We start from the raw sequence: 22,411 nt of genomic DNA on the forward strand, positions 1-22,411 counted from the left end.
TCTTATGTTTTTATTGAAATTCTTATAGCCGTTTTTAACAAAGATACTAGTGTAGTGAGGCTATATAATACAATTAAAATTAGTAAAAAGAGTTTAATAATTTGAGGCTCAACAGGTATTGGTGAGGTAATAGGTGGAACAATAGTAAGAAAATATTGTCGTTGATTAAAAACCTCTGATTTAATATCCTCAACTGATTTTAAAGCCACTTCCCATTCTTTTTCGGCAAGATCTCTTTCAATTATAGCACGCTCAAAACCTGCTAAAATTTTATTCATAGACCAACTTCCATTGTTTACTAATCGCATGTTTAAATTTTGTTGCTGTTGATGAAGTACTGAAAGATGATCTCTTAAACGATCAACAACGGGACTATCTTTTACATTAGCTCGTTTATAGACGGCAATTTCTCTTTCCGTTTGTTTTATTTTTGCTTTAATATCATTTAAATTAGCATATATAGCAGCCACAGTTTCTCGTGGATTTAAATCACGTTTTAAAATTTGATAATTAACGATTCTTTTGCGAGCAGTCTGTAAAGCTTTTTCTTTTAACTTAAGAGTCTCTTCAGCTTCTTTTATTTTATCTCCAAACATTCTGTTTGATAAAGAATTCACCCAACTCTCAGCATATAATAATAGTGCATCAGCAAAATGCTTCGCATCTTTCTCATTTTTAGCTTGAACTTTTATCCTTAGTATTCCCTCCTGAATATCTATAGCTACTTTAACTCGCCGTTTATAATAGTAGTAATCATCGCTACCAATTAATTTGTTGGAAAATGGTCGTGATAAAAAATGAGTATTAGATTTTTTAAAATAACTTATAAAACCTTGCTCTTTCTCCATTCGATTCATCATTTCGCGGGAAAAGATGTATTCTCTAGCAGAAAAAATATTTTGCATAACATTAGGACTTACTGATGAAGGTATTATTGAAGAGCCTATTGTATTATCATTTAAACTATTAGTTTTTATAGTTACGATAGATTCAGCTTCATAAAATGGCGTAGTAAATAATTTTGTAAAAGCTGTTAAAAATGCAGAAATTAATATTAATAAAAAAATACGTTTTAAAAATAGTTGTTTTCGACGGTGATGTTCAAAAACAATAGCTTGTCTTGTTTCATTAATTTTTTCAATACTAGGAAGCTTCTCTAAAGCAGCAGTTTTTTTCTCTTTTTCTAGGTTCTCAAGCTCTTCTTGCCGTTGACGTTTAAATTGCTCAATTCGTGTTTCACGTTCAATTTCAGCCTTTTCTCTTCGCTCTTTGGCAGCGAGCTCAGCAGCAGCTAAACGTTGTGCTCTCCAAGCCTGAATACGCTCTTCATTAAATTTCTTTTTCTCGAGAAGCCTTTTTTCTTCTTCATTATCCATCATCTTTCTACATATATCCTATCCATGTATTTTGCTATATTAGGCTTAAGTCCTGCTCAAAAAAATAACATGCTTCTTCATATGATTGATACATTTTAATTTGGCCATTGTGAAGAAGGCCATACTTATCACAAATATTTTGTACAAGTTTTGAATTGCGGGTAAAAAAGATTAAACCGGATTTTTTTAATCTTAACTCTAAGGCTACTTCACACTTGATTCTAAAATCATCATCGCCAACGCTTAGTTTTTCATCCGCTAAAAAGAAATCACAAGGAATAGCTAGACTTAAAGCAAAGCCTAATTTGGCGCGCATGCTACCAGAATATGCACTCATCTTTAAATTCAGTTCAGGATTTGATAACTCAGCAAAGTCCTGACAAAATGCTCGTAAATCAAATGGATCAAGATAGTTTAATTGAGCAATAATTTTTATATTTTCACTAGCTGTAAGAAAAGGATGAAACGCGCCAGCATAACCTAAGGGCCAAGCGGTTCTTTTATTTATTAAAACACCACTATCGAGCTTCAGCATACCTGCAAGAATCTTTACTACCGTACTCTTGCCTGCTCCAATACCACCTAGTATACCGACTTTCTGATGCTCTTCAACTAAAAAGGTTGCATTGTTAAGGACAATCTGTAACCCACTAAGATTTTTAAAGTATTTAGTACCATTTATAAAACCTAACAAAGTATCACCTAATTGGTTTTTGAATTTTTTAAAGTTTATTGTTCTACCATTTAACTAAATTAAACTAATGGAGTAAATAGAGATTAATAACTGCTTTTTTTCTAAAAAAAATTTAAATATAGAGCCTTTGCCGGTTCATTCTAATGAATAACGTTAAACCAGTTACTACAAGTATAAATAAGATAGGCTGATAGTATATAGCCATCCTAGAATGATAACTTAAAAAAGTGCCGTCCCTTATAATTTCAATAGACTGAAATAAGGGATTCATAGCTCCTATCTCAGATGCCCATTCGGGTAATTCATTGGCAGTATAAAAAATACCCGAGATCCAAAAGACAGGTCGCAGCATAATCGGCAAAAATTTTTCTACCATAGGATATAGCGCTGCTAATTCAACCATAAGACTTCCTACTGCAAATCCTGTCCCCCAAGCACAAAGATAGCCATAAATCATAACTAAAGGATCACTACATTCGGCTTTATCAAAAATAATAAAATTAAATAGAAAAAGTATTAAAAAGACAAAAATGCTATTTAATAATTCTACAAACGCAGCAGCTGCAAGAATAACTAAAGGTGTAATACTAAGTATATGAAGGATAGTTTGACTTGTTTTTCTAGTTCTCATTATAGAATTGATAGTATATCTAAAAAGAATATAGGAAAGCATTCCAGGTATAAGAAAACTGACTATATCCGTAAAGATCGGAACTTGTTTCCCAACTAGTGAGAAAAAAATAATTAATGCCCCGATCCAGGCCAAAGGATTTATCAGCGCCCATATATAAGCTAAGGTATCGCCAGAGAATCTAGATTTAATATCCTTAATAATTAAGGTATTTATAATTTCATTCATAATTTTTGATATATAGCTTCTTATAAAACCTTGTAGTTAAAATGATCTACCTAAGCCTACAGCTGGACTTAAGCTTGATAAGATTTTCCGAATATTTGTATAAGGTGCATCGGTAGTAATAATTAAGTCACCATCCCTAATTTTAAAATGTTGTGCAGCAAAAACTGATTGCACTTGCCGCATATTTAATTCATATATTACTTGAGAATCAATTTTAAGTAGTCTAATTCCTATGGAAGGGGGCAATGAGTTTATAATTTCTGCTTTTTCATATCTTAATAAAAAGACGCCAGATGGATTAGCAACTTCATCACTTAATCCTTCAGCTAAAGCGATAGCTTCGATTAATGATAGTTCACTTTTTGGAAATTTAATTAGTTTTTGAATTCCTGTTGCTCCAAGAACAGTAAAAGAACGATTTATTTCACTTAGAATTATATTATCTCTAGGATAAAGATTGATATTTTTATGAGGTGATTGATAAATATCGATCAAAGTGGTTTTGTATTTTTCTCCATTTCTTTCTAACATGACTTCAGTTAATTCAGGAGCTAAAGTGGATCCTCCAGCTTCTGCAAGGACTGATATTAAATCATGTCGTCTGGGCATTATTTCAAATGTGCCGGGTTTTGTAACAACACCTTGAATAGCAACTTGTTTACTTATGCCTTCTACCTTTTTAATAATTACTTGTGGATTAATAACTTTATTTTTTAATATTAAAGTTAGCTTCTGTTGTAATTGTTCTAATGTATTTCCAGCTGCTTTAACTTTACCAACATACGGAATATAAATATTTCCTGTTTCTGAAATAACAGTTAGACCTAAATTGGCAGCACCTTTTTGCTCACCTGTATATAATCCTTCGGTAGCATTTTCCCAAATAGCAATATCTAACTTATCACCAATGTCTAAAGTTTCGTAATTAATAAGTTTAGTGTGCTCTAAAGGTAGCCAAGTAGGTAAGGAATTTAAATTTACCATTCTTGCTATAGTTAGATTTACTGGAATAATTGGAATTTGACCATAACTGCTTTTATATACATCAAATTTAGTAGGGCCACTTCGGGGTAATACTGTACAACTTAACAGCAAAGGATAAAAAAATACAAGTATTAACTGATAATTTATAAATTTTATTACACCAACTCTTCGCACACTTCCTGCTCCACTGCTATTTGAGAAGTTGATCCAGCCAAAGTACTCACTGTTTTTTCAATCATTCCTGAAATGGAAAAGTTTGTACTTGCAAAGCTAATAGCTTTATTCTTTAATTCTGGATCGTTTTTAAACATTGTTATTATATTAGATACTTTTTCGCAAGCTTCTAATAAATCTGGCTCTTGAGCATCATTTAAGATAAAACCTGTTTCACCTTGAATAAAACATTCTTGGGCGCCACCAGCTGGAGTAGAAACTATGGGTACTCCCATATATTGCGCTTCAATAAGTACATTTGGTAAACCCTCATACAAAGACATGAGTATCATTACGTCCATTTTTAATAACCAATAACCAACTGATTTGCTTAAGCCAACAAATAAAATTCTATCAGAAATTTTTAATTCATTTGCTAGCGTCATACATTGTGCACGTAAACGTCCTTCTCCGACTAGTATAAACCGAGCTTTCCGATGTTTTTGAAGATATCTTTTAATAAATCGAATGACTAGAATAGGGCGTTTATCAGCTTCAAATCTGAAGACGCCGCCAATAGTTTCCGTAGCATCAGATGTCTGAGATGCAAATTTAGCCCACATTTCCTCATCCTGTCCCTCAGGCTCAGTTTTAGGTGGGGTAATACCATTATAAATTATAGAAAAGCGTTTAAATGAAATATCTAACCATTCTGCATACGCCTTAGCGGTTGCAGCTGTATTTGTTACAAAAGATACAGTGTGAATTTCTGCTAAATATTTATAAAGTGTATAATATTCAGGTTTAAATAAATGTGGTCTTAAATTAGGGGGGTAGCCTCGGAAATTTAATATAATTCGGGGAACGCCTGCAACTAAGGCTGCAATAGCTGCAAATAAAATAGCACCATCTTGCCAGATAAATGCGACTTCTGTTTTAGCCTCTCTATAGTATTGAACTAAGTGATTTAAACCATATCTAACTAGACTTGGGCTTTCATTAAGTAGGTCTAAGAGAGTTGGCGATTCAATGTTAAGTTTTTCAATGGGCACTGATGGCATATTTCTGATTTGAAATAAATTAACTTTATGTTCTTTTAATAGTGAAGAAAAAAATATTTTTTCTTCTTCTGAATCAGTAACATTAATTACAACATCAACTTCTGTATTAATTTTTACACCTAAAACTGATTCATCATGGGTTTTTTTCTTATTTATATGTATGGCTGTAAGGCATACTTGGCGTTCTGCACCACCAGGTCCTAGGCTTCCTGTTATTAAAGAAACTTTTCCTAGTTGATTAGGAAGACTTTTTTTTCTAGTTTGTTCTTTAAGGCATAAAACAGCATGCTTCATCGATAAAATACTAAAATCATCACTGCTTTGTACTGGACGGCCTTCTTTAGTTTCTATAAGATTAATTATCTTTATAATTTCATCATGAATAATACGTTGTTTTTTATCAAGCTTACTAACGTCTATAGGTTTAATAACTTCATATGCTTTGATTACTTTTCTTCTTTTTCTTAAAGTTTGAGCATATACAATTCTTAATTTTTCACTTTCTGGAAATTTTATGACTAATTCATCAAACATATGGTCTGAGTCATCATATTTTTTCATTTTATATAGCAAATGAGCATGAACTATGAGGGAATCAATACAGTTTTGCTTAAGTAAAGGCGAGTTGCTGATTAAATCTTCTGCTTTGGGCAACTGATTATATTTGATTAATGCTTGAACGTATTTATCAAATAATTGGAGATTATCGCTATTTAATTCATAAGCATTTTTTGCTTCTGATAGAATTTTATCTTCAGAATTCAAATGCATATTTGAACTATCACTTGTCTCGGTGATCATAGCTATTTTCCTGAGTTAGTAGTAACAATACTTAGAAATAGACCCTCAATTTTGACATTTTCTATAGCCTTTAAAGCTTGTTTTTGCTAGGAGTATGATTGAGGTACCAATATTGTTAGTTAAGCACTAACAATATTGGCATTATTAAACTTTCTAAAAGCACCACGAGTATCAACAATTAATTTTGCATTTTTTGCAATTAGCTCATAATTAAATGCTTGATGTGCTGTAGTTAAAATCACACAATCGTACTGATTTATAGTAGACTCTGTTATCTCAACACTTAATAAATCAAACTTATGTGCACGCATTTGAGGAAAAGAAGGAACATGTGGATCAGAATAATCAACAAACGCACCTCTTTCTTGGAGTAACTCCATTATTTCTATAGAGGGTGACTCACGAACATCATCAATATCTCTTTTATAAGCAATACCAAGCACAAGAATGCGGCTATTTTTTATAGTACATTCTCGCTCATTCATAGCTTGCGCAACTTTATTTACGACCCAATGCGGCATGTGGCTATTAATTTCCCCAGCTAGTTCTATAAAGCGGGTGTGGATCCCATATTCACGTGCCTTCCAAGTTAAATAAAATGGATCAATTGGAATGCAATGTCCGCCAATTCCCGGCCCTGGATTGTATGCTACGAAACCAAATGGTTTAGTAGAGGCTGCTTCAATAACCTCATGAATATCAATATTCATTTTATCAGCTAACATTTTAATTTCATTAACTAATCCGATATTTACTGAGCGATGAATGTTTTCAAGAAGCTTGGTCATTTCAGCTACTTTTGTATTGGAAACCGAAACAATATGGTGAATAATCGAAGAATATAGAGCCCGGCCTGCAGTGCGACAATTTTCCGTATCACCCCCGCATACCTTTGGAATAGTTGCTGTCGAGAAATCAGGGTTACCTGGATCTTCCCGTTCTGGAGAATAGACAAGAAAAATATCTTCCCCAACCTTTAAGCCTGTACTTTCGATTCTAGGTTTTAATTCTTCTTGGGTTGTACCAGGGTAAGTGGTACTTTCAAGAGAAATCAGTTGGTCTCTTTGAAGAAAAGGTTGTAAGGAATCCATTGTTTGCAAAACGAAGCTTAAATCCGGTTCGCGGTATTTATTTAAGGGTGTTGGTACACATAATATAATTGCATCCGCCTCTTTAGATTTCGAAAAATCAGAGGTCGCAATAAAGAGCTTTTTAACATTAGAAATTCGCTCATTAGGAATATGTTTAATATATGATTTACCGTGATTTAATGATTCATTTTTAGATTCATCAACATCAATCCCAATTACACGATATCCAACCTCAGCGAATCTAAGCATTAAGGGTAAACCAACATAACCTAAGCCCACAATTGCAATAATAGCTTCTTTATTATTAATTTTTTCTATAAAACTGCTTAACATTTTACTCATCCTTGATTTCGTTTAACTAAATTACTGGGTTATCTACTTTATAGTAGTATCTATACCAATCGACAAAATTTTTAATTCCTTTAGCGATTGGCGTATTTGGCTTAAAGTCAACCCATTTGTTAAGTGCTTCGGTATTAGATGCAGTAGCGGGTACATCTCCAGGTTGCATAGGCAAATAATTCTTTTGTGCTTCTATACCAAGGGCGTCCTCTAGGGCGCTAATATAAGATATCAGGGGAACTGGATTATTATTGCCGATATTAAAAACTCGATAAGGAGCATTACTAATTGCTGGGTTTGGGGTTGCTGCATCAAAATTGCTATCTGCTGTTGCTACCTTATGGGTGACTCGTATGATTCCTTCTACAATATCATCAATATAAGTAAAATCTCTTATCATTTTGCCATGATTATAAATATCAATTGGCTTATTTGCTAGAATAGCTTGAGTAAATTTAAATAATGCCATATCTGGACGGCCCCAAGGGCCATATACAGTAAAGAAACGTAATCCAGTTGTAGGTAAATTATATAAATGACTGTAGGTATGCGCCATTAACTCATTTGCTTTTTTTGTAGCAGCATAAAGACTTATAGGGTGATCAATATTTTGGGATTCATCAAATGGCAAGGAAGTATTGCTACCATAGACACTAGAACTACTAGCATAAACTAGATGTTGAACATCATTATATCGACATCCTTCTAAAATATTCATGAATCCTTGAATATTGGCATCTATATAAGCATGCGGATTTATCAAAGAATAGCGAACACCTGCTTGAGCAGCTAAATGGACAACTTTTTGTGGCTTTTCAGTAGCAAATAATTGTTTTAATGCTTGTTTATCACTAATATCTAATTCATAAAATTTAAAATCAGGACTAGAACTTAGTTGATTTAGTCGTGCCTTTTTTAGATTCACATCGTAATAATTATTAAGGTTATCAACACCTATGATTTGGTTACCATCAAGCAAAAAACGTAAAGCAGTATGCATCCCAATAAAACCGGCACATCCGGTAAGTAAAATTTTCATCTATGTCCTTATTTGTCACAGCGACTAATAAATTAACTATAACAAAAGGGGGGTATCAAATAAACTACTAAGGTAAATCATAGTGAAATAATAGTTAATGCTTTGGCCAGAGATATAGAAATATTCATATTAGAATTAATCAGAGTATAAAGAGATATGTATTATTGCTTTAGGCTGGTTGTCTTTATTTACTTAGATATAATAGTTTATTAAACAGGTGTCTTTATTAAAATATTAATTTTGTAAACGGATTTTATTTTTTTATAATTTTTTTAGTTAATGTGCTAAAATTTTTTATAATTTACTTTATCTCTTAAAAGCGTCTTTTATTTCATATTTTGGTTAAATTGAATGATTTTTAAACAAAAAGTACCCAATTATGGCATAAATTTTGATATAATTATTCTATGTACTTAAATGAGATTATGGTTATGGCTACTATCAACTCTATGAACTTCCAACCTGATAATACAGGGGAAGCTCAAATTAATTTACGTGAGTTAACTTTAAATCAATGGGTTAATGAAAGTTTAGGCGAAGATCCTATAGAAAAGTATGGATTAAAAGATTCTACTCAAGTGGTTTCATTTTTAAATACCCATAAAGGTAAAGATTTACGTGCAATGATTGTAAAAGAGTTGATTGAGATTGTTAAACAAGAGGAATCTCTCTTTAATAGAATAATTGAAGATAAGATGTTAGCAGAACAACTTTTAGCCTACTTACTGTTTAAATTAGCGTATAAAGAAAGTGAGCAATTTAAAAGGCTTTGTGAAACGGTACAGGCGCAAATTGATAAGCTTTTAAATAAAGATAAAAATTCTAAAGCAACAGAAGCAAATATTTCAGTCGAGCTATTAATTCATTTAGAAAGCTTACAAAGCTTACAAAAAGAAGCTCAAGATATAACGCGAACTATAGAAGCGGAAAAGCATGAATTGACTATAGTGGAACGTCAATTAGAGCAAATGAATACGGCTAGAAGCTTATTTGTTCAACATCATCGTGATTGTGAAATTATTATCGATGATTTATTAGCTATTGATGACCATTCTATAGCCTTTGATCCATTATCTGCTCGTAATCATTTAATTAATGTTCGAAATACTATGGCAAGAGTAGAAGTTCTTCCCTTCAGCATTAATCAGCCAAGACAAGATATAATGATAGCACCTGTGTCTGTAACAGAAAGACCTCGAACTTTCGGTTCACTGAAACAGGAAATTCACAATACAATTGATAGGTTATTAGATCAAGGACGTTTAACTAATATGGGAGAGGAGAATAATATATTTGGCGATTCTCACCATCCTGTTACTATTGATAATGAAGGGCTTAAAAAACTATTAAAACTATCAAAGTATTTTCTTATGGAAAATTCAAAAGTAGGTGTAAATCATTATGACTCACAAATTGAAATTATGAGAGATAGTGTTAACTCTAGGAAAAATAATATTTATAGTTTAGAAAGCACACTTACTAATACACTAAATAAAGTAGAAAAAAAGAAAAGAGAAATAGATGATTATTACAATAGGACAACTCGGGCACAAAGTAATAATAGTAAATTAAGCCAACCGCCAGCTTTTTTTGCTAGTACTATTTCGAGGGAAGTGCATAAGCAATATAATTCCTCTTATTCTCCTAAAGGTTCCAAACAATAACTAGTAAATAAGAATAATTTAATAAAGCTTATTATTGGGAAAAATTTCTTTAATTTCCTTAGTTAACTCTTTAGTATCTAAATTATTTTGACTGACATATAAAGCAACCCAATTCAGTAAAGAAGGTGGAATTGCATTCAATGCTTGTGATAATTCAGCGAAAATTCTAGCATTAAAAACATTTGTGCTTAGTTTAATGGAAGATATACTAGAAGGTATCGCGCTATATATTTGTATTAATTCTTCGCCAGTTTTTAATCTCACTCTTGTAAATGTTAAATCGAGTTTAATTACATTTAAAGGCATGGTTTTAATAGATTTAAAAAGGTCTATATTAATAGAATTTTTTATTCGATAATACATTTTTTAATTCAAGTATTTAAAGATTAATTTAAGTACCTTATCTGCAAGGAAAAAATAAAAGTTTAGCTGTTTTAGATTATTTTAAGAAAATTAATTATTCCTACAGGATGCTACAGGAGTTGGCATTACTATTTCATAAAAGTGATTAAAGTAATTTTGTCTAACTGGAATAGTTGCTTTTTTACCCGCATTAGGGCCAATAATAAACGTATTTTTTTTAGCAACTCCAGCAAGTTCATAAGCTTCTATATCTGTCATGGCATTGCCATAAGCACGTATAATATTTAATTTTTTTTCTCTTATAAGATCTTTTAAATAATTCGCTTTATACTGTGCAGTTCCCTCTCTAAATAAGAGGGAGCTTCGCGTTTTAAGTGGCCAAGGAGGATAAAATAAAATATTTTCTAGCCATTCTCTAGATACGGCGGCCATCCAATAGGGGCGCGCAGTAAGAAAAATTATTTCATATCCTTTTTGTTTATAAGCTTCTAATACTTCTGCCGCATAATAGTAAGGCTTAGCTATTGATAATGTTAAAAAATCTTTAACAATCTCAAAGTCAGAAAGAGTTAAAGTACCATCAATGTCAAAAACTATAGCTTCATGTTTAGGATTAACTATACTAATAAATCCATCTGCCGAACTTCCATCTCCTTCTACAAACATGCGGACTAAATAATCGCCAGGTACTAATTTTTCTTGCAAAGATATAGCAACTTCACCATTTGAATTAGTTATAAATTTACCTAAATAACGCCATTGTTTAGTATAGTCTGCGTAGAGGTAAGCATGAATAAATTCGTCTTCTAAATCCTTATGTAAAACCCAATCATAATCAAATTTTGCATGTAGCACGACATAATTTTGGCTACTTAAAATTAAATCATGGACAATATGAAAAGGTTTAAATAAATTACTTAAAATTACATTTCCATAATGTCTAAATTTTTTTACATTTGGCGGAGAAAGATAAGGTGCTTCGTTAGCTATATTAACATTAGTACATTGATCATTTGTTATAAAAGAAGCAGTAAAATTATTACTATAAACGCAATGCAAATTTCCAAATAATATTAAAACTATTAAGTATTTTTTAATTTTCATTCCCTTTTCCTTTAACAGTTTATCCCTAATCCCTTAAAGACATCGTTGCTAAAGTTGAAGCTACATAACGTTAAGTGGTAAATAATGTTCGTTATTTGTATGATTATTCTGCATACATCATAACAATTTATTTTATGATTAATTATATATCAAAGAGATCATTAATTCATCATAAAGATAGATAAATTTGTATATTTTTTGGTTATTGAAATAAATTAATGTTATTTTTTACGAGGTTACTTACGAAAGAAATACTTTAATTTTCAAAAACCTAAGCTTTAGAGGCGGGCTTTATACTGTATTACTTTAAAGCTATTGATGGATAAGGTGTTCTTTGTGATAATTATTATCTTTTTTTAATAGGGATATTAATATGGTTAAGAAAATTGGTTTGCTATTTTTCTTTCTAACCTTCCAATTGTATGCAGGTAGCATGGGAACAGTCATTTCTTCTGATTATTCCTGGTTTGCTGCCATAGGCACAGGGTTTTCTTGGACAGAAAAACCAGGTATTTATAATCCTGACTCTACCCAATGGGATCCTGCCATTGAAGGCTATGATGCTCATCTCGGTGACAGAGGATTTTACACCTTTGCTATTGGTGCGAAAATACTAGAATTTATGGATATAGAAATTAGCTATTTAAATCATGAAGTTTTTAACTATCAAAAATTTCAAACTGGCGAACAATCTGGCCAGACTGCCTTTACCGGGAATGCTAGGACCCGTTTTTTTCAATTAGATAACCGTGCTTTATTAATCAATAGTTTTCTATATCCTTATCAAGGCTTAACTAGCTTTAAAGTAAATATTAAACCCTTCGTCAGTGGAGGTATAGGGTATGCTCATAATCAAGTACATAACTTTTATACAGTTGGCACTACTACAATAGCAAATACTTCTATTGGCTCCACTAGTTCTATTGGTTCAGCTATTAATGCAAATAGTTTCGCTTGGCAAGGGTCTGCTGGCTTAACCATTACTCCTATACAAAGTCATTTAGGAATTAACGTTGGTTATCGTTATTTTAATGGAGGGAAATTTAACACGTCATCTACAATATACACAAACTCTAATGGTATTATTAATACTAAAAATTGGAGTGGCTATTTAAAAGCAAATCAAGTTTTTCTTGAAGTTTTATATTGGATATAGTTAACACAAACAAGGATATATTTTCTTTATAACTTAGTATTATTTCTTCTTCTATAAAAAATTTATTAATTTAGTTGCTGGCTGAACTAGGTATGGGACAAAAAGTATTCTTATCCCCATTTAAATTTTCTGACTTAGAATTAGAAAATATACCTATATCATTTAATGCGCTTGAAACATTGAGTCTATTATTTACAAAATGCTCTAATCGTTCAATTTGAATTTCTTGCTGATCTAGTAAGGAACTATGACCGTGATTCAAAAGATCAAAATGCATTGATATTTTACTTAAATCCTCCTCCACTTTTACCAAGCTCTGAGCAAAATTTTCTAAGGTAAGCTCTTCATTATTTAAGATTTTTTGTAAGCGATGCTGAAAATAATTGCGCTGCTCGTTATCAGTCGTTATTGCTCTAGATACTACTTGTAAAGCATTTTTTAAAATATCGCCTATTTGTTTTGCTTTTTTTAACTCTAATATAAGTGATTCATTAGTTTCATTTAACTGGATAATTTGTAATGAAAGTTCAGATTGTCTAGCTTCTGCATCTAACATTATTTGTTTAAAATTTAAGTTAGATTGATCTATAAAATTTGTCTGCTCTTGAATTTTTAAGGAAAGTTCTGCAACTAGGGATTCTAGTTGATTTTGTATTATATGAAGTTCTGCGTTGGCTTGGGATAAATTTATTAGTTCATCTCCCATTATACTCATTTTATCATCTAGCTTTATAAGTTGTTCAGATAAAACTTTTAACTCTTGGTGAACTTTTGCAAGTGTAAGCCACAATTGATCGTGTAATTTACTAAGAGCGATTATAACTTCTGAAAGAATAGTTGCAAAACTTGCAAACCCTTGCTTTAAATTTTTTTTATTTTTTTCACAGTGTTTATAATGATTATTAAGAAAAAAGCCACTGATAGTGAATATAAAAAGAACACTTAAACTCACGATAAGTAGAGGCATAAGGTGAGACACTAAGGTTGCAATAAACAGAGGGACGAAAATAATAGCGCCTAGACTAAGTCTTTGCCACCAAGACAATTTACCCCAAAACATTGCCGCGCGTGAGAATAAACTTGAGTTCTCAGCAAAAGTTTCAACTAATTTATCCAGATCGATTTTTAATTTTTCTAATATTTTTTTATTTGAATTAAGTTGGTTAAGCTGAATTTCATTAAAATGAAGATTTGTACAAACTGCAGATAGATTAATATTAACTTGTTTTAACTTCTCGTCTATAACAATGTCTTGCTGCATACCTGCTAAAATGGGCATTGTTTCCTTTCCTATTAATTTCAATTAATGACAGCTAATCGAGGTCAATTGATGTAGATTCTATCGAATAATTTTAGCTCAGTCATTATTTTTTAATAACACACTGCAAAACATATAGATATTTTTTATTAATTTATCCAAATTTAACTATTGCATCTATATGTTTAAATTTATATAGAGAAAACTTGATTATAAAATTATATTAAATTAGGGTGACAGAAAATTATATTGCGAAAAAACTATTTAATTGCAAACTAAGGCATATTTTTTTTAGTTCTCAAATTTTAATAAATTATGACAAAATCTTATAAATCCTTCATATTTCCATTAGTTTTATTGAGCTCAATTATACTTGGTGGTATTACCGGCTATTGGCTAGGGCCTAAAAGTTATTCCTTAAAACCTTTGGGTGATATTTTTATCAACCTAATTCTTACTATTATTGTTCCGCTTATTTTTTTTAGTATTTCGTCTGCTATTGCACGTACTTCCTCATTAGGTAATTTAAGCACTTTGATGTCTTATATGACTTTAGTATTCATCTTAACCAGCCTACTTGCTGCTTTGTATGCTTTATTTGTAGTACTTCTCTTTCCTCCAACAATGGGAGGTAAACTAAACATTAGCTTCTCTTCTGCAGATAAGACAACAAATATACTTACTCAGATTGTAAGTATATTTACTGTATTAAATTTTTCAGAGCTATTATCTCATCAGCATATGTTAGCTTTAATTATTTTCTCGATGATAGTAGGTACAGCTATAACTAAAATCGATAAGCAGCAAGCGAAGTTATGCCTTGATATTTTGTACGCCGGCGAAACTGTTTTAATGAAAAGTTTTAACTTTATTATGTATTACGCACCTATTGGTTTTTTTGCCTACTTTGCAGTTTTAGTTGGTGATTTAGGCACTCAAATTATAGGCAATTACTTACATATTACCATTCTTTATTATGTATCAGTTTTGTTATATTTTATAATCGCCTCAACCTTATTCGCTTTTATAGCCGAAAAAAGAAAGGGGGTATTTTTATTTTGGTCTAATATTTCTACCCCTATGTTAACTTCACTCGCAACATGTAGCAGTGCTGCAAGTATTCCTGCTAATTTAGAAGCAACAAAAAAAATGCAAGTGCCTACAGAAATTGCTGATATTACTATCCCATTTGGCTCTCTGGTTCATAAAGATGGATCAGTAATTGGTGGTATATTTAAAATTGCCTTTTTATTTGAATTATTTCACCTAAATTTAAACAGCCCTAACGCACTTCTTACTGCCATAGGTGTTTCCTTATTAGTAGGTACTGTTATGGGTGCGATTCCTAGCGGCGGTATGCTTGGTGAGTTATTAATCCTTAGTGCTTATAATTTTCCATCGTCTGTGTTAATTGCAATAGCAGCTTTTAGTTTACTAATTGATCCCTTAGCTACTATGATAAATGTAACAGGCAATAGTATTAGTGCCATGATAATTACACGCTTAATGAAGATGAAAAAAATACACCAACAGAATTCATGACTAAATTTTAAGGTTCACATTTTATTTCACTTAAATAATTTTAAAATTAACTTATTCATAATCGTTGTAATTTTAATAGGTTTTAGTAAAGTAAATTAATAATAACTCTTTTCTTGAATAATGAAAAAATTTCTTCTTACGTTTCTTTCTTTCATAGCTTTTTCTGCTAATAGTATTTGTATAAAAAACCAAACTGATTTTTCATTGTATTATGAGATTCAGAATCAAAATACCCGTTTTCCTATACCTAAGATAAAATTTTTTAGTGGAATTACAAAACCACATCAACAAAAATGTCATGCACATTCTCAAGCTGAAGGTGATGATTGGATAATATATCGTTTTGATAATATCAAGATATTTACAATAAATGATTACAATGAATATAAACTAGTTTGTTCACGTCAAGTAGAAGGTATTCTTAATTTTTTGGAAATTGATTATCATCCTTGGTCCAATCAATGGTGGTGTCTTGATAGAAGTGATTATAATGATTAATTCACTTTGAAAATTAGTCTATTAGAGGTTAAAAAAATATTGATATTGACCAATTTGAGCCTTTTTGTTTTATAAAACTAAATTTACTCCTTATATATTTTGTAAACTAGCATTGATAGACGATGAGATTTCAAATAGGACTATCTTTAATCTTAAATTATAAAAGCATTATTACTGTATAAATCTGGAGTGTATTTTGATTAAAATACGTATTCATTGTACAGTAATTTTTATCTTTTTATTAATACACTTAAGGAATAAATTAGTGAAAAAAAAGAAATTTTATACAGAACTCTACTTCCAAGTCCTTATTAGCATTTTTTTTGGAGTTTTAATTGGATATAGTTATCCGCAGCTAGCAATCAAGATGCGCCCTTTAGGTGATGGATTTATTAAATTAGTAAAAATGATGATTACTCCAATTATCTTTACTACTGTTGTTAGCGGTATCGCTGGTATGAAAAATATACGAGAAGCTGGCCGCATTGGTATTAAAACAATTATCTATTTTGAATTAATTACAACTCTTTCTCTATTAATCGGCTTAGCCATAGCTAATTTATATCATCCTGGTATAGGGATGAATATGGATGTTAATATTTTAGATAAAACAGCTATAACAAATTATGTTGGGCAAAGTTCAAATTCTAATCCCGTAAATTTTTTACTCAATATTATTCCAGATACATTAATTAGTGCTTTTACAAAAGGTGATGTCTTACCTATTTTATTAATAGCTATTTTATTTGGCTTTGGTCTGTTACATGCAGGTGAAAAAGTAAAATTTATTTCACATTTTATCGATTTATTTTCAACAATTTTGTTTTCAATTATTGGTTTTATTATGAAACTGGCGCCTATAGGCGCTTTTGGAGCTATAGCTTATACAATTGGCGCTTACGGTATTCATACGCTTTTTTCACTTAGTCAATTATTAATCGCTATTTATATAACAAGTTTTCTGTTTATTTTTATTATATTAAACGTAGTTGGTAGATTAGCAAATTTTAGCCTTTGGCGCTTTTTAAATTTTATAAAAGAAGAGTTACTGATTGTATTAAGTACATCATCTTCTGAAGTTGTATTGCCTCGCATGATTAATAAATTAGAACAATTTGGCTGTGCTAAAAGAGTAGTTAGGTTAGTTTTACCTACGGGTTATACATTTAATCTAGATGGCACATCTATTTATTTGACTATTTCTACTTTATTTATTGCTCAAGCTTTTAATATTGATTTAACCTTTAGCCAACAATTATCAATTATTACAGTTTTATTATTAACTTCTAAGGGCGCTGCTGCAGTAACGGGTGGCGGATTTTTAGTACTAGCTGCTACATTATCAACTTTGCCATCTATACCTATTGAAGGGCTTGCTTTACTGTTAGGCATAGATAGATTCATGGATATTGCACGCTCTATAACAAATTTGATAGGTAATGGAGTAGCGACTATTGTTATTGCCAAGTGGGAAAATGATTTTAATGAAAGTACAGATGAATTACTCATAAAAAAACCTAAGGCAATGTTACCTACTTAAATTTATCAAAATAGGCTAAAATAATAAATCGCTATTAATATAATAGCGATTTATAAACTTTAAGCATGATAAGAGTGAGTCAGTTTGCTAAAGGCAATGAAAGCGCCAGGGTTATTAGTGGCGTCATCATCTGGAAAATACAGTTTATTTTTATCTAAGCTTAAAATGGGTTTTTTAAATTCAAATTCTCTATATTCATTAAATCTATAGTGTTTATAAAAAGCCTGCGCGCCAAAATTTGCGTTGCGAGTATATAATTCCATTCCTGTGGCATCGGGGTAGTTCCTAACTATTTCATCGAGTATTTTTTCACCTAACCCGAGTCTATGAAAAGACGGGGAGAGTGTAACAAAACGCAAATACACATGAGCTGATTTATAATTATATTCACAAGCAAAAAAAGCAATGGGTTTGTCATGGAAACGGGCGATTAAATAATCAATCTTCTTCGCTTGAGAATCAATTTTATGTTTTTCTTCGCTGAAGTCATGTTCAAAATAATGTTGCAATAAAATAAGTTTAATAAGTTTTTCTCTTACTAAACTTATATTATATGTTTTATCTAGAAAGTGTTTCTCTAATTGATTAGTTTCGCATTTTAAAGGTTCATTAAGATTAAAATTAAGATAAAATTTTAAAGGGTGAATAACCTGATTAATTAAGCTTTCATAACCTTGGGCGTATGCCCTATCCCAAATAGCTTCAGCTTGATGCTTTAATTCCTCAGGGTATTGTAATTCTTCAAAGGTACAATCAATATATGCGGATAGATAGGCGCCTACAAAATTACGAAGAATACTCAACCAATCTCTATTTCGAGCTGCATTCCACTCAAAATATAAGTTAGGCTTGATACTTTTTTCGAAAAAACGACTTTTCATTTAAACCCCAAAAATTTCTTATTTAATTTATTAAAGTAAATCTAATAATCCAATAGTTTATTTGCTATATGAAAAGCCCTTATAAAAATTTATATATAGGCTTTGAAAATTATTCAATTAATTTTATGTTACGACTACACATAATAGTTAAAAGTATTAAGTCACGTCAAAATGTAACATCTCAAAATGATTTAAGCTGGATATATATCTTTTTTGTATTTAGAGCTTTGCGTCATATTTGGATTAATAGGCGTATTCGGTTTAAACAGCCAAAAGTCAGGTAAATAATGAGAACTATCTTTTTGACAAATTAGTTTAAAATCAGGTAAATAACGCGCAGTATCTTTCTCAAATTTACTCTCATCAAGTTTTTTACCATAATTTGAAGGTTTATAAAATCTATGAATCGCAATCATCTTAACTCTACTTTCTTTTATAATTTCTCTGATAAAATAATGAGAGATTATTCTTTTAGTTGGTACTTCTGAATGATCTTCATAAATTAAGTCTTGGTTTTTAGCAATTCTAAAGTAAAATAATAACTCTTTCTTCATTTCAGCATTTGTAGGCGTGTAATGGCCACTCTCATTACTCACTAAATTCATTTTGCCATTTTCAAACTCAAAATAGCCTGCTGAGAGAACTTTTTTACCATTGCTCAGGTAAGAGTGATGGCCAACTTGTCCTTCCCCCGCAATAAATATTCCACCAGAGAGCGCTCTTATAAAAAGGTATCTTCCATGTGGTTTTATCCCCTGTGGTAAGTAAAAAACTCCATCCCTGTAGCTTAACTTACATAGAAGCTCTAACGTTATTGGGTTTAAATAATTACAAGGCTCATATAATTTTTGTAGCTCCCTTTGTGTTTTCCTTTCCTTGCGAAAATTAGGCTTTAATGAAATACCTTTTTTAAATTGGTGGCCTAGCATAAATCACCCTTAAAAAATTTAAGTGTATTTTAAAGTAAAAAACTTAAGGAAAGCTTAAAAAATATTTTTAAAAATATTAGGTTTGTTAAGTTGGATAGATAAACATTATTTGAAGAATATTAAACGATACAACTACATAAATTTTTGCATTTGAAAATTTTAATTAATAGAAATTATTATTTTAAATCAATATTATTCATATTTTCTTAATATATTTATGTAATAATATCTTTATAAATCTAAATCGTAGAATATTATATGCCTTTATCTAAGTCTGAAAAAGCTAAATTACTGCAAGAATATGCTAATCAACAGGAATTAGTATTACCAGTTAATCAAGTTTTTTGGGTAGAAAACAAAGAAAGAATTATTGATTTTTGTGTTGAAAATGATATTTATCTCTATAATATTGGTACATTAAAGATTAGTACAGCAATTGAACTGCTGAATGATTTAATTAAACATCTAGAAAAACAAAATATTGTTCTATGGGAAAATAACTTATTTCGATGGAAAGAGGTATTTAATCAAAAATTAGCAGAAGTGAAGAATCACTTATTTATTATGCATAATAATGCTTATGTAAGTGTTGCCGATCAATTTAAAAAAACAAAAAAGCTTGATCAAAGAACTTTATTAACTGTAAAAGACTTATTTGATTTATTAGATGATTCAAAATTTGAATCTCAAAATTTATTACGAGCAAAACCTTTTTCGCTCACAGAGTTATCTTTGCTAGAAATACAAAATTTAAGGCAGCTAATCAAGTCTAACCCCAATAAAGATTTATTTTTACCAGTACACCATGATGGCCATTGGTTTTACCTACTAAGAAGCAAAGGAGCATGGTCTTTACAAGACTCACAGCCATTTTCAACTAATAAAAATTTGACTCCCCGGCAAGAATCTATGTGAACTGAAAGCCAAATGTTATTAACAAAATTAATTGGTCATGAAATACAATTACCTTTTGATTCTACTGAAGAACAATTAAATGATTACGATTGTGGCACCCGAATGGTCAATGCGTATAGAAAAGCTGTGGATATAAATTACACGGAAAGTACACATATAGAGATATTACAGGAGTTACTTGAAAAACAGATGCCAAAAACAACGCAGCAACCTTTACCTAACGAGCTTTTTGACGATTTTTCTGCCGAAAAGGACATAGAACTAGAAGAAATTATTGCTAATTTAACGGAACAAGAGCTGTACATTATAGAGATTACTACTTCTGCTCAGATCGTTGAGGTAAATTTAGATTCTTATAAAGAAAATTTAAAAGAGTTATTCGTTGGTGTAAAAAAACAAGGCCTCTTTGCCAATATAAAAAACCCAATTGATATCGCAACCATTGATTTAACTGAGGCAAATATTGATGAAGGTGAATCCGATCAAGAATTTGCAGAACGATTACAAGAAGCAGAATTTAGAAAAGTTGGACTTAAGTAACTTCATAAAAACAATTTTTATATGTTAATTTAATCTAAACTTCTTATTTGTTATCCTATACGTTAATTAATGGCAAGGTTACTTTATAAATGTTAAAGACTCAGCAAATTAACATTTTTACCCAATCTGAATTTTATAATCTTACCTTTTCAGATTTAAGATTAGAGAGATCTGAAATTAATAATAAGGTATTTGAAAATTGTAAATTTGAAAAAACAAATTTTAACGAAGCCAAATTAATTGGCTGTAAATTTGTTGATTGTGAATTTTTATCATGTAATTTAAGTGCTGCTCAAATCATTAACTCGTCCTTTAGTGACACTGTCTTTTCAGAATCTAAATTAATGGGAATTAATTGGACGAAAGCAAAGTGGCCGCTTATTCGATTAACCAGCCCAGTTCAGTTTTATCGTTCAAATATCAGTTATTCCAGTTTTTATGGATTGGATTTAAAAGAAATCATTCTTGAAGAATGTATTGCACATGATGTGGATTTTAGAGAAGGAAATTTCTCTAAAGGAAACTTTATGCTAAATGATTTTGAAAGGAGCCTCTTTTTACACACTAATTTAAATTCGACCTCATTTATTGATGCAACAAATTACTCCATAAACCCTACTGAAAATGATATTCGCAAGGCAAAATTCTCAATACCAGAGGTACTATATTTATTACGTAGCTTTCAAATTGAGATTGAATAAATAATATAAAATCATTAATATTCTGTAAATTAAATGATATTGTTACTATCAAAATTTTAAATAAAAAATGCATTTTAGTAACTAAATCTATAGCTTTCTTTCCTGAAAATGATGAAAAAATTTATTACTTTGTCTTTTTTCTTTACATGTCTTACTTCTTATAGCGCCGTAAATCATATATTGGATTTAAGCTATTCATTTAATAAAAATACAATTTACTGGCCTACAGAAAAAGGATTTAATCTTAAGAAAATTTTTTATGGCTTTACCCAAAAAGGATATTTCTATTCTGCCTTTAAATTCTGTACTCCCGAACATGGTGGCACGCATATTGATGCTCCACGCCACTTTTCAGAGCAAGGACACACAGTTGATCAAATCTCATCCAATCAACTTGTTGGTAATGCCGTTGTTATTGATGTTAGAGCCAAGGCAAAAAATAATTCCGATTATGCAATTACTGTAAACGATATTAAGCATTTTGAGAAAAAATATCGCCTTTTAAAGGAGCAAGATATTGTTCTTTTTTATACAGGATGGGGAGAATTTTGGAATAACAAAAAAAAATATCTAGGGTCAGATAAAATTGGTGATGTCAAAAACTTACATTTTCCAGGGCTTTCTAAACAAGCAGCACAATACTTAGTAAATCGTAAAATAAAAGGGATAGGTATTGATACAGCCAGTATCGATCCGGGTAATTCAAATGATTTTTGGGCGCATAGGATTATCTTAAGCGCTAATTTATATGGAATAGAAAATGTAGCTTATTTACATTTACTGCCTATTTTAGGAGCAAAATTAATTGTAGCGCCTATGAAAATTAAAGGAGGTAGTGGCGCTCCTACGCGTATTTACGCCTTAATTTGAATAATAAATAAAGCAGTGTTTAATTATCAATTAACATAAATGGGAATATC

At 30.7% G+C, this 22,411-nt stretch carries 21 protein-coding genes; 9 read left to right on the top strand and 12 right to left on the bottom strand.

Going from position 1 to position 22,411, the window contains the following annotated elements; all coding sequences use genetic code 11:
- Window positions 1-2 precede the first annotated feature (2 nt).
- The 7 genes from DYH30_RS15895 to DYH30_RS15925 all read right to left on the bottom strand — a co-directional run bounded on the left by DYH30_RS15895 (window position 3) and on the right by DYH30_RS15925 (window position 8,400).
- Window positions 3-1,379, bottom strand: a complete 1,377-nt coding sequence (locus tag DYH30_RS15895) for a hypothetical protein (RefSeq protein ID WP_115332741.1) — start codon at window positions 1,377-1,379, stop codon at window positions 3-5.
- Between the two features lie 31 nt (window positions 1,380-1,410).
- Window positions 1,411-2,070: an ABC transporter ATP-binding protein gene (locus DYH30_RS15900; RefSeq protein ID WP_160116235.1), complete on the bottom strand. Its 660-nt coding sequence runs from the start codon at window positions 2,068-2,070 to the stop codon at window positions 1,411-1,413.
- A 112-nt stretch (window positions 2,071-2,182) separates the two neighbouring features.
- Complete coding sequence (locus DYH30_RS15905) at window positions 2,183-2,929, bottom strand: ABC transporter permease (RefSeq protein ID WP_115332743.1); 747 nt, start codon at window positions 2,927-2,929, stop codon at window positions 2,183-2,185.
- Between the two features lie 36 nt (window positions 2,930-2,965).
- Window positions 2,966-4,087 carry a polysaccharide biosynthesis/export family protein gene (locus DYH30_RS15910; protein WP_115332744.1) on the bottom strand — a complete coding sequence of 374 codons (1,122 nt, stop codon included), beginning with the start codon at window positions 4,085-4,087 and terminating at the stop codon, window positions 2,966-2,968.
- Entirely contained in the window at window positions 4,069-5,928 is a 1,860-nt protein-coding gene (locus tag DYH30_RS15915; protein WP_115332745.1) for a glycosyltransferase, read from the bottom strand. The genes DYH30_RS15910 and DYH30_RS15915 overlap by 19 nt, the downstream gene beginning before the upstream one ends.
- A gap of 119 nt (window positions 5,929-6,047) precedes the next feature.
- Window positions 6,048-7,352 (bottom strand): nucleotide sugar dehydrogenase, encoded by a 1,305-nt coding sequence (locus tag DYH30_RS15920; protein ID WP_115332746.1) that lies wholly within the window; start codon window positions 7,350-7,352, stop codon window positions 6,048-6,050.
- 25 nt (window positions 7,353-7,377) lie between these two features.
- Window positions 7,378-8,400, bottom strand: coding sequence for an NAD-dependent epimerase (locus DYH30_RS15925; protein WP_115332747.1), 1,023 nt, complete (start codon window positions 8,398-8,400; stop codon window positions 7,378-7,380).
- A 431-nt stretch (window positions 8,401-8,831) separates the two neighbouring features.
- Here DYH30_RS15925 and DYH30_RS15930 point away from each other — a divergent pair, with 431 nt between their 5' ends.
- The gene (locus DYH30_RS15930) at window positions 8,832-10,064 is read left to right on the top strand and encodes a hypothetical protein (RefSeq protein ID WP_131740742.1); all 1,233 of its coding nucleotides are present in this window, start codon (window positions 8,832-8,834) and stop codon (window positions 10,062-10,064) included.
- Window positions 10,065-10,082: 18 nt separating this feature from the next.
- Here DYH30_RS15930 and DYH30_RS15935 read toward each other — a convergent pair whose 3' ends face one another.
- Window positions 10,083-10,427: a hypothetical protein gene (locus tag DYH30_RS15935; protein ID WP_115332749.1), complete on the bottom strand. Its 345-nt coding sequence runs from the start codon at window positions 10,425-10,427 to the stop codon at window positions 10,083-10,085.
- 90 nt (window positions 10,428-10,517) lie between these two features.
- On the bottom strand, window positions 10,518-11,531 hold the full coding sequence (locus tag DYH30_RS15940; protein WP_115332750.1) for an LNS2 domain-containing protein: 1,014 nt from the start codon (window positions 11,529-11,531) through the stop codon (window positions 10,518-10,520).
- A 373-nt stretch (window positions 11,532-11,904) separates the two neighbouring features.
- Between DYH30_RS15940 and DYH30_RS15945 the strand changes: the two genes are divergently transcribed.
- Window positions 11,905-12,687, top strand: coding sequence for a porin family protein (locus tag DYH30_RS15945; RefSeq protein ID WP_115332751.1), 783 nt, complete (start codon window positions 11,905-11,907; stop codon window positions 12,685-12,687).
- 70 nt (window positions 12,688-12,757) lie between these two features.
- Here DYH30_RS15945 and DYH30_RS15950 read toward each other — a convergent pair whose 3' ends face one another.
- Complete coding sequence (locus DYH30_RS15950) at window positions 12,758-13,966, bottom strand: hypothetical protein (RefSeq protein WP_115332752.1); 1,209 nt, start codon at window positions 13,964-13,966, stop codon at window positions 12,758-12,760.
- A gap of 294 nt (window positions 13,967-14,260) precedes the next feature.
- On the opposite strand from DYH30_RS15950, the gene DYH30_RS15955 reads away from it, so the two are divergent.
- From DYH30_RS15955 to dctA, 3 genes are all read left to right on the top strand, one after another.
- Complete coding sequence (locus DYH30_RS15955) at window positions 14,261-15,487, top strand: dicarboxylate/amino acid:cation symporter (protein WP_115332753.1); 1,227 nt, start codon at window positions 14,261-14,263, stop codon at window positions 15,485-15,487.
- A gap of 204 nt (window positions 15,488-15,691) precedes the next feature.
- On the top strand, window positions 15,692-15,985 hold the full coding sequence (locus DYH30_RS15960) for a hypothetical protein (RefSeq protein ID WP_131740744.1): 294 nt from the start codon (window positions 15,692-15,694) through the stop codon (window positions 15,983-15,985).
- A 265-nt stretch (window positions 15,986-16,250) separates the two neighbouring features.
- Window positions 16,251-17,525, top strand: coding sequence for a C4-dicarboxylate transporter DctA (gene dctA, locus DYH30_RS15965; RefSeq protein WP_207385808.1), 1,275 nt, complete (start codon window positions 16,251-16,253; stop codon window positions 17,523-17,525).
- Between the two features lie 59 nt (window positions 17,526-17,584).
- On the opposite strand, the gene DYH30_RS15970 is transcribed toward dctA, so the two are convergent.
- A complete protein-coding gene (locus DYH30_RS15970; RefSeq protein WP_115332755.1) occupies window positions 17,585-18,406 on the bottom strand; it encodes a GNAT family N-acetyltransferase in 822 nt (273 codons plus the stop codon).
- Window positions 18,407-18,597: 191 nt separating this feature from the next.
- Window positions 18,598-19,335 carry a hypothetical protein gene (locus DYH30_RS15975; RefSeq protein WP_115332756.1) on the bottom strand — a complete coding sequence of 246 codons (738 nt, stop codon included), beginning with the start codon at window positions 19,333-19,335 and terminating at the stop codon, window positions 18,598-18,600.
- 258 nt (window positions 19,336-19,593) lie between these two features.
- Here DYH30_RS15975 and DYH30_RS15980 point away from each other — a divergent pair, with 258 nt between their 5' ends.
- The 4 genes from DYH30_RS15980 (at window position 19,594) to DYH30_RS15995 (ending at window position 22,361) form a co-directional block, all read left to right on the top strand.
- Window positions 19,594-20,250, top strand: a complete 657-nt coding sequence (locus tag DYH30_RS15980) for a hypothetical protein (protein ID WP_115332757.1) — start codon at window positions 19,594-19,596, stop codon at window positions 20,248-20,250.
- A 12-nt stretch (window positions 20,251-20,262) separates the two neighbouring features.
- Window positions 20,263-20,790 (top strand): hypothetical protein, encoded by a 528-nt coding sequence (locus DYH30_RS15985; RefSeq protein ID WP_115332758.1) that lies wholly within the window; start codon window positions 20,263-20,265, stop codon window positions 20,788-20,790.
- An 89-nt stretch (window positions 20,791-20,879) separates the two neighbouring features.
- On the top strand, window positions 20,880-21,491 hold the full coding sequence (locus tag DYH30_RS15990; RefSeq protein WP_242604781.1) for a pentapeptide repeat-containing protein: 612 nt from the start codon (window positions 20,880-20,882) through the stop codon (window positions 21,489-21,491).
- A 108-nt stretch (window positions 21,492-21,599) separates the two neighbouring features.
- Window positions 21,600-22,361, top strand: coding sequence for a cyclase family protein (locus DYH30_RS15995; protein ID WP_207385809.1), 762 nt, complete (start codon window positions 21,600-21,602; stop codon window positions 22,359-22,361).
- The last annotated feature ends 50 nt before the right edge of the window (window positions 22,362-22,411 follow it).

This window comes from Legionella busanensis, from assembly GCF_900461525.1.
GTDB lineage: Bacteria > Pseudomonadota > Gammaproteobacteria > Legionellales > Legionellaceae > Legionella_C > Legionella_C busanensis.